Annotated in this window: 12 protein-coding genes; 9 read left to right on the top strand and 3 right to left on the bottom strand. The window is 53.8% G+C overall.

All coding sequences use genetic code 11. The annotated features are described in order from the left end of the window. Window positions 1–51: 51 nt before the first annotated feature. The 7 genes from HG66A1_RS27385 (at window position 52) to HG66A1_RS27355 (ending at window position 7352) form a co-directional block, all read left to right on the top strand. A complete protein-coding gene (locus HG66A1_RS27385) occupies window positions 52–1149 on the top strand; it encodes a DUF1559 domain-containing protein (protein WP_261344697.1) in 1098 nt (365 codons plus the stop codon). A gap of 209 nt (window positions 1150–1358) precedes the next feature. Beyond that, window positions 1359–2420 carry a DUF1559 domain-containing protein gene (locus tag HG66A1_RS27380; RefSeq protein WP_145191807.1) on the top strand — a complete coding sequence of 354 codons (1062 nt, stop codon included), beginning with the start codon at window positions 1359–1361 and terminating at the stop codon, window positions 2418–2420. 79 nt (window positions 2421–2499) lie between these two features. Next, window positions 2500–3555, top strand: coding sequence for a DUF1559 domain-containing protein (locus tag HG66A1_RS27375; protein ID WP_145191804.1), 1056 nt, complete (start codon window positions 2500–2502; stop codon window positions 3553–3555). 59 nt (window positions 3556–3614) lie between these two features. Next, a complete protein-coding gene (locus tag HG66A1_RS27370) occupies window positions 3615–4661 on the top strand; it encodes a DUF1559 domain-containing protein (protein WP_145191801.1) in 1047 nt (348 codons plus the stop codon). A gap of 481 nt (window positions 4662–5142) precedes the next feature. Continuing rightward, the gene (locus HG66A1_RS27365; RefSeq protein ID WP_145191798.1) at window positions 5143–5769 is read left to right on the top strand and encodes a ClpP family protease; all 627 of its coding nucleotides are present in this window, start codon (window positions 5143–5145) and stop codon (window positions 5767–5769) included. A 72-nt stretch (window positions 5770–5841) separates the two neighbouring features. Continuing rightward, on the top strand, window positions 5842–6447 hold the full coding sequence (clpP, locus tag HG66A1_RS27360; RefSeq protein ID WP_145191795.1) for an ATP-dependent Clp endopeptidase proteolytic subunit ClpP: 606 nt from the start codon (window positions 5842–5844) through the stop codon (window positions 6445–6447). A gap of 89 nt (window positions 6448–6536) precedes the next feature. Further along, complete coding sequence (locus HG66A1_RS27355; RefSeq protein ID WP_145191793.1) at window positions 6537–7352, top strand: hypothetical protein; 816 nt, start codon at window positions 6537–6539, stop codon at window positions 7350–7352. An 88-nt stretch (window positions 7353–7440) separates the two neighbouring features. On the opposite strand, the gene HG66A1_RS27350 is transcribed toward HG66A1_RS27355, so the two are convergent. Further along, window positions 7441–7758, bottom strand: a complete 318-nt coding sequence (locus HG66A1_RS27350) for a tetratricopeptide repeat protein (protein ID WP_145191790.1) — start codon at window positions 7756–7758, stop codon at window positions 7441–7443. Window positions 7759–8045: 287 nt separating this feature from the next. Here HG66A1_RS27350 and HG66A1_RS27345 point away from each other — a divergent pair, with 287 nt between their 5' ends. Further along, window positions 8046–9851 carry an ArnT family glycosyltransferase gene (locus HG66A1_RS27345; protein ID WP_145191787.1) on the top strand — a complete coding sequence of 602 codons (1806 nt, stop codon included), beginning with the start codon at window positions 8046–8048 and terminating at the stop codon, window positions 9849–9851. Window positions 9852–10009: 158 nt separating this feature from the next. After that, window positions 10010–11017, top strand: coding sequence for a ParB/RepB/Spo0J family partition protein (locus HG66A1_RS27340; RefSeq protein WP_145191784.1), 1008 nt, complete (start codon window positions 10010–10012; stop codon window positions 11015–11017). 46 nt (window positions 11018–11063) lie between these two features. Here the strand turns inward: HG66A1_RS27340 and HG66A1_RS27335 are convergent, their stop codons facing one another. Together HG66A1_RS27335 and hflX are read right to left on the bottom strand one after the other, a co-directional pair. Then, window positions 11064–13250 (bottom strand): tetratricopeptide repeat protein, encoded by a 2187-nt coding sequence (locus HG66A1_RS27335; RefSeq protein ID WP_145191781.1) that lies wholly within the window; start codon window positions 13248–13250, stop codon window positions 11064–11066. A 229-nt stretch (window positions 13251–13479) separates the two neighbouring features. Then, window positions 13480–14835 carry a GTPase HflX gene (gene hflX / locus HG66A1_RS27330; protein WP_145191778.1) on the bottom strand — a complete coding sequence of 452 codons (1356 nt, stop codon included), beginning with the start codon at window positions 14833–14835 and terminating at the stop codon, window positions 13480–13482. Window positions 14836–14886: the final 51 nt, after the last annotated feature.

The following is a 14886-nucleotide window of genomic DNA, read 5'->3' as shown; positions in this document are numbered from 1 at the left end:
ACAAGTAATATATAATCAGTTTGAACCGTATTCTTAGTGAGGAGAATGACAATGCATACTCTTAGAGTAAAACAAAAACTGCAAAAGCGTAAAGGGTTTACGCTGATCGAACTGCTGGTGGTCATCACCATCATCGGTATCCTGGTCTCGCTGACACTGCCGGCGATCCAGAGTGCCCGTGCCGCTGCACGGAAAGTGTCCTGCCTGAATAACATGCGGAACGTCGGCCTGGCTGTGGTCAACTTCTCCTCAGGCGCTAACTCACAGCTGCCGCTGCTCGTTGACAATAACGTAGTGTACGATCCATCTGGGACCAATACCAACCATCGTTGGGATGACCTTTCCTGGTGTACCACTATTCTGCCATTCCTCGACAATGTTGGTTTCCGTCAGAGATGGGATCAATACGCCAGTCAGATCGCAGATGCCACGAGCGGGGGGAGCTCGCATCCGAACTTCAATGCTTTTATTAACATGAACCGGAACCGTTTTCCTGTCTTCACATGTCCCGACGATCAGTTCAACACTGACGTGGGAGCACTCTCTTACGTTGTGAACACCGGATATGTCACTGGTAGCTATAACAGCGCTGGCGATCTGGATCATGGCCCAGGCAGCGACCTTGCCCTGGATGGGACTGCGATGACAACAGCAACTCTTCCCATCAAATTTGCAACTGGTGTTTTCTGGCGTCCCAGCACCTCGCGGATGTCACTCGATTACATTTCGGCTGCGGATGGTCTGACTCAAACACTGATGATCACAGAAAACCTGCAGGCAGGTGATTGGTCATTCGTGGATCCATTGGATAATGGTAACTTGTATACAGGCAGTCTTGGGTTCGGCGTTGATATGGCTGGATTGAGCATGAATACAGGTTCTCTGAACTTAGGCACCGCCAGCCCAACATTCAATCTGCAGAATAGCGTTACAGGCAATGATTCCCGCATCGGTTCTAACCTGGCCGCAGCCAAGGGATCCGCCTGGCGTCCCAGCTCAAACCATCCCAGTGGTGCTGTGAACGTGATCCTCTGTGACGGCAGTGGAAAATCACTGACACCCCAGATGGATGGTGGCGTTTACGCTCGTCTGCTGACACCTGCTGGTCTGCGTTATGGACAGGCTGTTGTTGATGGATCATCCTTCTAATCTGAAGACTGATCCTGCAACCATCATTTGAGTCATTTTCTCAAATCGGTTCAAACAAACGGGCACCAGAGATCAGCGGGTCTCTGGTGCTTTTTTCATATCTCGACCGCATACTGTATGGGCGTGTGCTTTCTGTTCGTCTGTTTCAAAATAGACATTAGAGGCGCACGAGACACCTCTCTTTGTCATTTCTTTCAAGGGGCACTCGCATGCAGATTCAAAACACAAAACGTCCGGAGCGAAATGGTTTCTCGCTGACCGAATTAATTGTGGTGATGGTGATTATTGTAATCCTGGTGGCACTGACTCTACCCGCGCTGGAAAGCGCCCGGGCTCCCTCCAGAAAAATAGCCTGCCTCAATAAGATGCGAAACGTGGGCTTGGCGGTCGTTAACTTCTCCTCCGGAGCAAATTCGGAACTGCCGCTGCTGGTGGATCCGAATATGACCGTTTCTACCGAGGATGCCCCCAATCCACAGGCGACGCATGATGACCTCACCTGGTGCACGACGATTCTGCCTTTCCTGGATAACGTCGGTTTTCGACAGCGCTGGGATGCGGCCGCCAGTCAGGCTTCCAGTGCCACGATGAGTGCGGAAGCGATTTCGTTACTGACGAATCTGAATGCGACACGTTTCCCCGTCTTCACCTGCCCTGACGACGCGGCGAACACAGAGCAGGGGGCACTCTCTTATGTCGCGAATGTGGGTTATGTAACCTCTTATTATAATACCGCGACTGACCGAGCGCACCGTCCCGACAGTGCCGACGGCGGGCTGGATGGCGACATCAAGACAACAGCAGACATCCCGGTGAAATTTGCCACCGGAGTTTTCTGGCGTCCATATACATCCCGCATGTCACTCGACTTCATCTCCCAGAAAGGGGATGGTCTGAGACAGACATTGATGCTCTCAGAAAATCTGCAGGCGGGCAACTGGTCATCCACCGATACCGGCAGCCTCGGTTTTGGCATCGACATGCAGGGCGTCTATTCCAGCGGCACTACTCATCTCACACTGCCGACGGATTTCACTCTGGAGAATACCACAACCTCGACGGACTCACGCATTGGATCCCAGACCGACGCTAAAAAAAGTCAGGCCTGGCGGCCCAGTTCAAATCACCCCGGTGGTGTAGTGAATGTCATCTTCTGTGATGGCAGTGGAAGATCGCTGAGCCCTGATATTGATCCGGGAATCTATGCCCGACTCATCACACCAGCTGGGCAACCGAACGGCCAGGCAGAGCTGGACGAAGATTCCTTCTGATCCAGGCTACTTGCAGCGGGCCGAAGCGTGATCCTTATGGATCAGGAATGATTTAGCCTGGATTCAGGAGGTAATTGAGATGAAGCGGATGAGTGCTAATTCTTCGCGGCGGGGGTTCTCGCTGACAGATCTGGTCGTTGTGATTGTAGTCAGTTGCCTCCTGTTCGCATTAGTTCTGCCTATGGTACCCACCAGTAGACGCGCTGCCAGAAAAGTACAATGTTTAAATCGTCTGCGAAACATTGGACTGGCAGTGGTGAATTATTCATCAGGCGCTAATTCACATCTGCCCCTGCTTGTGGAAACAAATTCGGATCCGTCCCTGGTGACGGTGCCTCACGCGAATGCAGGTAATAATGATGTCAACTGGTGTATTACAGTGCTTCCTTACCTGGATGCGGTCATGTTCAGACTGCGATGGGATCAGGCGGCGGCTCAGGCAGCACGATTTGATGCTGACGATACTCAGTTAAAGATCCTGGCAGATTTGCAGAAGCAGGTGTTCCCCATTTTTGTCTGCCCGAATGACCCCTTGAACGATGAGCCAGGGGCGCTCTCTTATGTTGCCAATGTGGGTTATGTGACCGCAAATTATAATACCGTAGGTGACAGGATGCACCGTCCGGACAGCGCCGATGGCGGTCTGGATGGCGATGTGACAACAATTGAAGACATCCCGGTGAAGTTTGCCTCCGGAGTGATATGGAGACCTTATACCACTCACATGTCACTTGATATCATCTCGGCAGGAGATGGACTGACCCAGACTTTGATGCTCTCTGAAAATCTTCAGGCAGGCAACTGGTCGTCGACCGATACAGGCAGTCTGGGATTTGGCATCGATATGCAGGGCGTCTATTCGAAGGGATCTGAGACACTCGTTTTACCGATCGTTTTTGATCTGAAAAACATCACAACTGGGACCGACTCGCGTATCGGCGCAAATCTGGGTGCTCCCAAATCGCAGGCCTGGCGACCCAGTTCCAATCATCCCAGTGGTGCAGTAAATGTGATCTTCTGTGATGGCAGTGGTAAATCACTCACACCTGAGATGGACCCTGCTATCTATGCCAGGCTACTGACTCCGACAGGGCTGCGTTATGGCCAGGCAGAAGTGGATGGTTCTTCCTTCTGATCCAGGTGTCCAAATCCAATCTGATATGAGCTGATCATATCGGGAATCGAGAGTGTGAAATGCAGAGCGGGAAACGGAAAAATGAGAGCTCCCTGCGGTGGGGATTTACCTGGGTCGAACTGTTAATCACACTGGCCGTGATCACGCTGCTGGGATCACTCAGTCTCTCCGCGATTCAGAGGACAAGGAATAATTACAGAGGCCTTTCCTGTCTCAATAATTTGAGGAACGTCGGTCTGGCTGTGATCAACTATTCTTCCGAGGCGAATGCGTATCTGCCCCCGCTGGTCAGTCCCAGCCAGATGAATGGACCTGGCAAGAATACTGGCAATGACGATATGTCGCTGTATGTGATGATCCTCCCATATCTGGATCAGGTCTCCTTTTATCAACGCTGGGAACTGGCTGCCTATATCGCGGCGGGGGAGACGTCCGCGGCCCAGCTGCGTGCGAAAGCAGATCTCGATCGATTCAACGCGGCTCAAATTCCGATCTTTGTCTGCCCGAATGATCCTGATACAGTGAAATCTGGCGGGCTCTCTTATTGTGTGAACATCGGATATGTGACGTCCCAATATAATTCCGCAGCAGATACGTCTCACGTTGTGGACAGTCCAGATGGGGGATTTGATTCTGATCCCGACAATGACACAGACCTGCCCGTCAAGTTTGCCTCGGGAGTATTCTGGCGGCCCTGGAAGTCCGGCATGACGCTCGATTATATCGCAGCAGCTGATGGACTGACGCAGACTCTGATGCTCTCAGAAAACCTGCAGGCGGGAAAGTGGTCCTCAATCTATACCGGCGACCTGGGGTTTGGAGTCGACGTGGAAGGAATTCTGACTGGTCCCTCTCTGAAGTTGCCGGCTGATTTTAATTTGAAAACCGACCACTCTGATTCGCGGATCAATGCGAACTATTCCGCCGGGGAAGGGCAAGCCTGGCGCCCCAGCTCTAACCACCCCAGTGGTGCTGTGAATGTTGTCTTGTGTGACGGCAGTGGAAGATCGTTGTCACCGAAGATGGATCCCCGAGTGTATGCCCGCCTGCTGACACCCGCTGGTTTACGATACGGTCAGGATGTGGTCCCCCAATATGGATTCTGATAAAACAGGGGGACTGGCGATTTTTCTGAATGTCGACTGACTGCTCGCCGTTCGATTTATACTCATTGCACCAGAGATTCTATGGTCTCTGGTGTTTTTTTACGTCGTGGAATACAATCTGTTGTCCTGTACACTTTTTGCTGGTGAGGTGCGCCCCTAAGCTTTTCATATGAGAGCGGTGCCTGGTTAAAAGCACTGTCCCGTCAAGTGGATCTCCGCATAACGTCTCTTGACGAAACAAGGGGAAATCGGATAAGGAACAATATAAACTTAGAAACTAAAATAGGAGTGACTGTGCGCCTGCCTGGGGATCAGACAGGGGAGTGTCTCAGCCGCTTCGAGCCAGAGAAAATAACGGGCTGCAACTTGACGGTTTTTCCAGCAGCAGCGATAGTCGTTGGTTCAAACAGATGTGAGCGTTAACTAGAATTAACCTCGTCACGATTCACTAAAGCATACTATTACATCTCAGGATACAATCATGTTCGATCCCTTATCAGGGCAGATGCCGACTCAGGCGAATCAACGTGCCAGAAGCTATTCCCAGCAGCGCCAGATGGGCATTGGCGACCTTCTGCTGGACAACCGGATCATCTTTCTGGACAGCGTCATTAATGATGCCAGTGCGAATCTGATCGTGATGAAACTGCTCTATCTGCAGTCCGAAAACCGCCACCAGGACATCCATCTTTACGTCAACTCACCCGGTGGTTCAGTGACATCTACGATGGCCATTTACGATACGATGCAGTTCATCGAATGTGATGTCGCCACCTATTGTGTTGGCTTGGCTGCCAGTGGTGGAGCGATCCTGGTTGCCGGGGGACAGAAGGGCAAACGCTATATTCTGCCGCACGCCAAAATGATGATTCACCAGCCTTTCGGGGAAGTCGGTGGTCAGGTTTCTGACATTGAAATTCAGGCCAAAGACATTCTCGATACCCGTGAGGTATTGAATAAAATTCTGGCTGGCCACACCGGTCAGAGTATTGAAAAAATTGCGCAGGACACTTCTCGTGACCGCTTCCTTTCTTCAGCCGATTCGGTCGAATATGGTCTGGTCGATGAAGTTCTGGTCCGTGATACCAGCGACAAAGACAAGAAATAAAACAGACGTCGGCAGACATGCTGCCCCATGACGATCCAACATCAATCTACCATCAATTGAAGTGAGTTTTACATGACGGTCCTAACACCTTATGTGATCGAAAAAAATGGCCGCGATGAACGGGCCATGGATATCTATAGTCGTCTCCTGCAGGATCGTATCATTATGATGGGTTCTCAGGTCAATGATCAGGTGGCTCAGAGCCTGGTGGCTCAGCTGCTGTTTCTGCAGTTTGATGATCCTGAAGCAGACATCCACTTTTACATCAACTCTCCCGGTGGCTCAGTGACTGCCGGGATGGCCATCTACGATACGATGCAATACATCTCTTGTGATGTGGCCACATACTGTATCGGGCAGGCCGCCAGTATGGGCGCTCTGCTGCTGACAGCCGGTGCTCCGGGCAAACGCAACGCACTGCCCAACAGCCGCATCATGATTCACCAGCCGCTCGCCGGGATGCAGGGTACGGCTACCGATCTGGAAATTCATGCCAAAGAAGTTCTGAAAATGAAGCGGCGTCTGAACGAGATTCTGCTGCATCATACCGGTCAGACGCTCGAGAAAATCGAGCAGGATACGGACCGGGATAACTTCATGGATTCCACCGAAGCCAAAGCTTACGGACTGATCGATAACGTGCTCGAGCACCTGGATCTGCCCGGAACCAAAGAATAGTTTTAACTCTGACAAGAGGAGACAGAAGAGGGATCTTCTGTTTTAATTGATTTCCAATGAAGCAATACCTTACGACATGGATGTCGTTGATGTTGATTCTCACCCTCTTCGGGTGTGGAGGTCGCGGCAACACGGATCTTCTTGAAGCGCGATTGCGCGATCAGGAAGACAACATTTTTGCTCTGCAGCGAGATCTCAAAGATTCGCAGCAGGCGCTGCAGTCTGCCCGCGAGCAGTCTGAATCCATGCAGAGGCAGCTGGCCAAATCGTCTAACGGTGGCCTGCTGCCCGAGCAGTCCAAGACGCTGTTTCGGGTGACGGGCGTCAAAGTCAACAGCCTGCTGACCGGGGGAGTCGATCTCGACAGCAAGCCGGGAGACGAACTCTGGACCACTGTCATTACACCACACGATGTGGATGGCGAAACCGTCAAACTGCCCGCCGACCTGGAACTGGAACTGGTCGATCTGAATCAACCCGAGAATCAGCGTCGCGTCGGGATCTGGAAATTCGACAGCCAGGAAGTTCGCTCTCACTGGTACTCAGGTTTTGCCGGTTCGGGCTTCCGCTTCGAACTCCCCTGGCAAAGTGCCCCCGCCAGCGAGGATCTGACATTGCTGGTGAGAATGAAATCTCAGGATGGTCGTACCTTCCAGGCAACCTCTTCACTGAGAGTGGCTCGCTTGGAAAGCAGCTCTCAGATTCAGACCGCCAGCCGCGAAGAGCCTCGTTCACGGAAACAGCTCACGCCAGCTGAGCCTGCACGAATCTCCTTCGAAGAGCAGCCAGCGATGGTGACCGAAGAACCTGCTGAGGAGAACCCTTTCCAGCAGATGTCTGCCGAGACAATTGAACCGGCGTCAGCAACCGAATCCGACTCGCCGTTCCGGGTGATTCAGGAATAGCCAAACGTTTGATTCCCAAATGCAACAAGCTCTCACCGGTCAACCGATGAGAGCTTGTTTTGTTTTCGTCGTGCTGAAGTCGTCGCGATTATTTCTTCTGTGCCATGGAGTGGGCTTTGGCCAGAGCATCTTCTGCTTCCGCGATGCGTCCACATCGCTGACAGATTACGGAGAGCTGCAGGTAGGAGAAGTTGTCTTCCGGTTCCAGTTCGGTGACCTTCTTGGCATGCTCGATGGCTTCATCAAACTTTCCCAGCTTCTGGTAATAGACCGCGGAGGCTGAGTGAGCCAGAACATAATTTTCATCCTGGGCCAGCACTTCCTTCAGTTTCTCTACTGCCTGTTCCACGTCCCCACTCTCGTAAGTTTTGACTGCTTCATCGTACAGACTGGATGGAGTACTCATCTGCTTAATCTCGCTTTTCTTTCAAATGTTCTGTTGAAGTATGAGGATCGCATGCAGACCGTTCTGTCGTCACGACAGAACTATCATCAGCTCGCTATTTGAATTCTAGGCCTGTGGGGCAAAATACCAATACGGCAAATCTGGTCAGACCTCTGTCTGACCGGATTCCTGCCTCTGTTTATGATAATTGACGGGCTGCTCGGTTTCATAGGCAAAGCGACCTGCTTCCTGTAGAATTTGGTGACTTGGACTGATATCACTGATCACCGTTTTCATAAAGGTTCGATGTGCCTTCTCCTAAACCGACAGCAGAGCCCTCCGCCACATACTCCCGACTGGAGCTGATCCTGCTGGGGATCGTTCTGTTGGTCTCCTGTCTGGCACGGGTGATGTTCTTCTCCGATGTGGCTGTCGAGCATTTTGATGAAGGCGTCTATGCATCCAATCTCTGGTTCTCCGCAGAGCAGGGGGCCGAGTATCCAGGCCGCTATTTTTACGCGCCGCCTCTGCTGCCGTTTCTGATCGAGTGGTCCATGATCTTCCTGGGCAGCGGTGTCTGGGGTGTGTTTCTCCCCTCACTGCTATTGGGCGTCATGACTGTGCTCTTGATCTGGTGGGTGGCTCGTGCCTGGTTTGGTTCTTCCGCCGGACTGGTGGCAGCACTCCTGGCGGGAGGCAGTGACCTGCATTTGCTCTATACAAGAACTGCGCTCACAGATGTTGCACTCGGATTCTTTCTGCTGCTCAGCGTCTACCTCATCTGGCGGAGTTGGCTCTCGCTCGATTGGAAGTGGCCGGTACTGGCTGGTGTCGCCATTGGCCTGGGGTGGTCGATCAAGTACAACGGCTGGCTCCCGCTGGCCATCGGCTTTTCTGGAATTGTTCCCTGGCTCTGGATCTACCACCGTGACCGTCTCCCGCTGACCAGCTACCTGACACGCGCTGTCGTCTTTACTCTGACGGCTGTGGTTGTCTGGTCGCCGGTATTGATCGGGCTGCAGAAGTGGGGAGGCTATTCTGTCGTCGCTGCCAATCACAGTCGGTATGTTGTTGGCTTCTCGGGCTGGTTCGATTCCTGTACGCGACAACTCCTCAACCTGCGTTTGCTCGAGGGACCATTCGGAGCAATCAGCCTCGGGCTGGTCTGTCTGGTGGGATGCCTGCTGGCACTCCATGTCGGTTGCTGGAGTTCAACTCACTCCGGAAATGAAAACAAGAATGAGGAAGGTGGGCGTTCCACGTGGAACACGATGCTGGTTGGTTGCCTGGCAGGACTCCCCGTACTGGGGGGCTGGCTGGTAGGGATCACCCCGGTCCTCGCCATCCTGGCTGTCATCGGAATTCTGCTGCAGCTGTTCTGCATGTCGGGACAGCGATCGAAATCTGATTCCCGAGATGATTCATTAGGACTGTCCCGACCGCTGGCAGCCTGGTTACTGGCGGCCTGGTTCTGTGGTCTGCTACTGGCCACTCCGCTCTACCATCCCTATCCCCGTCTGACGATTCCCTGGATGATTTCTGCCTGGTTAGGTACCGCCGCGCTGGTGGGTTGGCTCGAGTCACGAGCAGGCTGCTCCCTCTGCGAACTCTTATCGAGATCTGGTAAGCTAAGGACTCAGCCCGCGCGTATCATGGGGGGAGTCACTTTTGTGGGTGTCGCCCTCCTCGTGATTCTGATCGCGCGACCCTGGTCGGTCGATGCCTGGCAACCTCGAAACGGACTTGCGTCGATCTCCCGTCAGTTGCTGGCGGACCTCCGGCAGGAACACGCCAACTCGGATGAAGCGATTCTCTACATCTATGCCGAGCCTGGGTTGTTCTTCAACCTGAAAGCAGAGGGGCATCAGCTGACCGGTCCGGTAGCTGACTTCCAGTTTCTGGATTCGCTTCCACCCCAGATGCCGGTCTACTTGATCGCGGGACCACATGCGGAGCGCGACCCCGAGTTTGTGAAGCAATTCGATCAGGCTCAAGATCGACTCGATCTGGTCCAGTCCTACGAGTATGATCCCAGCCTGCTGGTCCGACTGAATCAGGCGCAGCTACCAGATGAATCTGTGAATGAATCGGTCCGTCTTTACCGTGTCCGGTAAGCGTGGTAACACAGGTGTTCCACGTGGAACACCTGCCCGAGGGAAGGCAACTCTGCCGCAAAGCTCTCTTGCTTCAAATAGCCATTCGAAATAAAATCCCGCGCCTCGTTTCAATCTCCCGTTTTTGTCAGGCAGTTTAAGTATAAGAGAAGAAGGTCATGGAAGATCATAATCAGGAAGATCAAAACCAGAATCCAGTTGATCCGGCAGCTGAGCAATCAGAAAATCCTGGGGTCCCTCGTCGACGGTTAGGCCGTGGTTTGAACGCCTTGCTGGGACGTGGGGGAGAACCAGATTCAGAAAATTATCAGGACGGTGCAGGTGCAGACTCGCAAGAGAATCCGGCACCAGTTCAGTCCTCCGACCAGATCGACATTGATCTGATCGAACGGAATCCGTATCAGCCTCGTCAGGATTTCGCAGCGGAATCCCTCAAGGAACTCGAAGGCAGTATCCGTCAACACGGTATTCTGCAACCGCTGCTGGTCCGTCCGTTCGATGGTGCCTATCAGCTGATCGCCGGGGAACGCCGTTTGAAGGCAGCCCGTGAAGCGGGACTGAAAACGGTTCCCTGCCGGGTGCTCCATCTGGAAGAACGCGAAGTCTGTGAAGTCGCGATCGAGGAGAACCTCAAGCGAAAAGATTTGAATGTACTCGAAAAGGCCCAGGCCTTCAAAAACTATCTGAGCCAGTTCGACAGTACGATCGAGCAGCTCGCACAGCGATTGAGTCTGGACCGTTCGACCGTCAATAACATGATCCGGTTGCTCGATCTGGCGGAACCCGTCAAGCAGGCTCTCCAGGCAGAGAAGATCTCAGCCGGTCATGCCCGGACCCTGTTGAGCCTGGATAACGATAAACAGGTCGCCCTCTGTGAGCAGATTCAGTCCGAGTCCCTCTCGGTCCGAAAAACTGAAGCTGAGGTGCGGAAGATCCTCAAAGGTGAAGCTGACACCGTGCCCTTTGAGAATCCCAAACCGAAGCAACCCGCTGATGCTCCCCAGATGACGAATCACCTGATTGACCTGCAGCAGCAACTGCGGGAAATTCTGGGAGCCCAAGTGGAGATCAAACTCAAGACCGAACAGTCCGGTCAGATTGTGATTCCCTTCGATTCGAACGATACCTTCGAGCGGATTACTGGAGTGCTCCGCAAGTCGGCCTGATCGCTGAGTCCAGAATCACGTGAAACTCAAGAGACCCGTAAGGCATTCACTTGCCTTGCGGGTTTGCTTTTTGCTGGAGGTTCATCTGGATCTGGCGGAAGGTGGGGTTCTCTGGTTGCAGTTGGATCAAGCGTTTGACCGAGTCCAGTGCCTGTTCCCACTTCTGCTGTTTCTCGTAAAGCAGAGTCAGCATCAACCGGAAGTCGGCGGACTGCGGTTCCAGTTCACAGGCCTTCTCCAGGGCTGAAGCCGCTTCGTCCTCTCGACCCAGCAGGTAGTAGAGCAGGCCCACCCGGTACTGGAGCAGGGCATTGTCCGGAAGCAGACGGGCATCGCGGGCCAGCAACTCAACCTCTTCAGATCTGAGTTCCTGCGCCTCTTGAGTGCGCCCCTGTTGTTCCAGTAACTGGGCCAGATTGGATCGGGCTCCCGCTACAGCCGGTGCCAGTTTGATGGCCAGTCGGAACTCGGCTTCCGCTTTCTTCAGGTCACCCTCGTTGGCATACAGGATCCCCAGGCTCATGTGAGAGCCCGACTGGTCACCATCGGTCAGCAGGTTATTCTTGTAATCTTTGAGTGCCCGCTCGAGTGCCTTCCGGTTCGAATCCGTGTTCGGCATGATGGGTAACGAAGACAGAATCCGGGCGACTTCCGTCCGGACTCCACGCGAGTCGTCCGTCAGTCCTTCCGCGAGCAGCTTACCCACCCGGCTGGCCTCGGCTTCCGAACGCGGGTTCCAGCCTTCGAATCCACGCAGCGCCGCCATCCTGACCAGCTCTTCATTTGATTTGAGAGACCGCTCGACAACCTTGCGACTTTCGGGGGTGTCGTAACGGGAGGCCAGCAGGGAGACAGCGGTTGCCCGAACAATGGGACCGACTTCCTTTTCCCGGGTCAACTTGATCAGAGCGCGTTCCGCGTCCGGGTTGCCTGCCTGACCTGCAGCCAGGATCTCACCATAGTGCGGGTCGTCTCGACGCTTGGGACCGTACCATTCATCGACCTTCTTCGCAGCCCACTGCGGCGTCTCGTCCGCTTTCGTATGACATTGGTTGCAGGCATTGGGGGTTCCCAGTTTGACTGAAAGATCGGGGCGGGGAATTCTCAGGCTATGATCCCGGCGAGGGTCGACTCCCATGTAGGTCTTGGTCGGCATGTGGCACTCCACGCAGGCGGCTCCTTTACTGTCAACCTTGTGGTGGTGATGACCGGGCACGTCATACTTGGCCTCGAGGTGGCACTGGGTGCAGAGTTTGTTTCCCTCGAATTTCAATTTCAATGAATGCGGGTTATGGCAGTCTGTGCAACGGACTCCCTTGCGATACATCTTGCTCTGGGTGAACGATCCGAAGACGTAGACTTCCTCATCGATCTGACCATCGGGATGGTAGAGGTGATCTTCCAGCAGGGAGAGAGCGTAATGATCATGGAAGCGGTCGAGGGGAGTATGACCGGGTGAGACATGCCGCCGATGAGAATGGCAGGGAGCACAGCTCTCCAGTTGCGCGGTCGCGTCTTCACCTTTCAGTTTCGCCAGGCCATAGCCATAGCGACGATCCCAGAACAGCGAATGCGAGTTGGCCAGTTTCACGTGGATTGATCCGGGGCCATGACAGGCTTCGCAGCTGACGCGCATCTCGGAGAAGGAGTAATGATGAGTGTCGGTGGCGATGTCATAATTCTTGGCCCAGTTCGTGGTATGACATTCCGCGCACATGTGGTTCCAGTTCTGAGCGGAGCCGGTCCAGTGCAGGGGGTCTTCCGGACCAAAGGGTTCATCCGGGCTGGCGTAGTACCACCGTTTGAGTTCTGTGTCCCAGGTTACCGGCAGGACCTGGATCTTGCCGCGTTCGAGTTCTGCCAGATACTGTTGCAGGGGATGCACGCCGATGACGTACTTGACCTCAAAGCGGGACATCTCCCCATCGGGTCCCTGGGTGGTGACATAGTATTTGTCGCCCTCCCGGGACATGCGGGAGGTGATCCCAAAGTGTTCGAGCTCGGTGTTATCGAAATCGCCGAGAACGAACTTGGGAGTTGCAGGGTTCATCGCCAGATCGTGGTCAGATTCTTTCCACTCTTCTGCCTGTTGCTGATGGCATTCGAAACAGGTCTGACGACCGACGTAGGTTGCCTGTTCGCCTTCAGGCAGAGCGGTCCACCAGTCGATGGCCAGGCCAATCGAAGTGAGACACAGGAAAATGATGACGCCATAGATCCATCGTTTTTTCATCGCGTATGAGTTTCGTCAGTTTCTCTCAGGAAGTCAGTCGCAGGGGAAGGTCCAAATCAGAACGGTCAAGGGAGAGAGCATGCAGACCGGAAGGAAAAACTTTCCGACCGTCGATGACACGCCCTTCTACCGATGATACCCTGCCCGCCAGACCGATTGCAATGACTGTCGCCAGCCGGCGGGAAGATTGACTGAGACGTCCTGCCTGAACAGCATACGCTTGAGGAAACTAAACCTCGTGGATGGATTCTTCATGCTGTAGCTGATTCGGGGATCCCTGGTCCCCGTCATCATGAATCCGGATTTCGGTGTCTTCGCTGCTCTTCAGCACGGGGAGAAAGCGACGTGCAATCCGGGCTCGGTAGGTAACGCGAGTGTCGTCGCTGGAATACTCCCGCGAGAGGATCAGCGAATGCTCTTCGAGTTGAGAGAGCAGTTTGCCGTTTCCTACGGGGGTTTCGATTTCGACGATGACATAACCGGAAGCCAGCCGATCAATGACTGCCTGGGAGAGACGATCCAGCCCTTCACCTGATACTGCGCTGACGGTGATTGCATTCTCGTATTTCAGCCGGAGGACATCGAGCTTGGAGCGGTCTTCCACCTTATCGCTTTTGTTGAATACCAGCAGTGCGTTCGAGTAGTCGATGCCGATCTCCTCAAGCACTTCATTAACGGTCTTAATATGGTGCTCGACTTCCGGATTGCTGCTGTCAACCACATGCAACAGCAGGTCCGCTTGCCGGGCCTCTTCGAGTGTTGACTTGAATGAGGCCACCAGATGGTGAGGCAGGTTGCGGACGAATCCAACCGTATCGCTGAGCAGGATCTCTCCCCAGTGCGGAAGCTCCCAGCGCCGCGTACGGGTATCCAGCGTGGCGAACAGCTGGTCCGCGATGTAGACGTCCGCGCCGGTGAGCGCATTCATCAGCGTACTTTTTCCCGCGTTGGTATATCCAACCAGCGAGACCGTGAGTTGCTGGAATCGATTGGAAACAGTGCGCTCGCGACGCTTTTCAACTTCGGACAGTTTACGCTTCAATTCAGCGACGCGTTTATCCAGCAGTCGGCGGTCGGTTTCCAGCTGCTTTTCACCAGGACCACGGCCGGCACCCACACCCCCTTCGATACGCTCAAGGTGGGTCCACAAGCGTTTCAGACGGGGACGGAAATAGAGCAGTTGCGCCAGCTCGACTTGCAGTTTCGCCTCATAGGTTTTGGCGTGGGTCGCGAAAATATCGAGGATCAATTCGCTACGGTCCACGATGATCGTACCGGTCTCTTCTTCAATATTTCGTCCCTGGGAAGGGGACAGATTGTTATCGAAGATGATCAACTCGGCATCAACGGGTTTGACCATTGATTTCAGCTCGGCCAGTTTTCCTTTCCCGAGGCAGGTTGCCGGATGGGGGTTTTCGCGGCTCTGCACCAGGGTGCCTACGACCTTCACACCCGCCGTTTCGACCAGCCCCTTTAATTCATCCAGGGCCTGCTCTTTATTGATATGACTCGAAGGAGAGATGACCGAGACCAGGATGGCTCGTTTCGCTTTGACTTGTAGTTCTTCTCGTTTAGGATCCGCCAAGGAGTTTCCACTTTCTATATTCGTTGAGGATGGAGCGTTCATTTGGGGCTG

Origin of the sequence: Gimesia chilikensis, from assembly GCF_007744075.1 — a bacterium.
Taxonomy (GTDB): Bacteria; Planctomycetota; Planctomycetia; order Planctomycetales; family Planctomycetaceae; genus Gimesia; species Gimesia chilikensis_A.
Note: the sequence above shows the minus strand (reverse complement) of the source record. Positions and strands in the feature narration are given on the sequence as shown.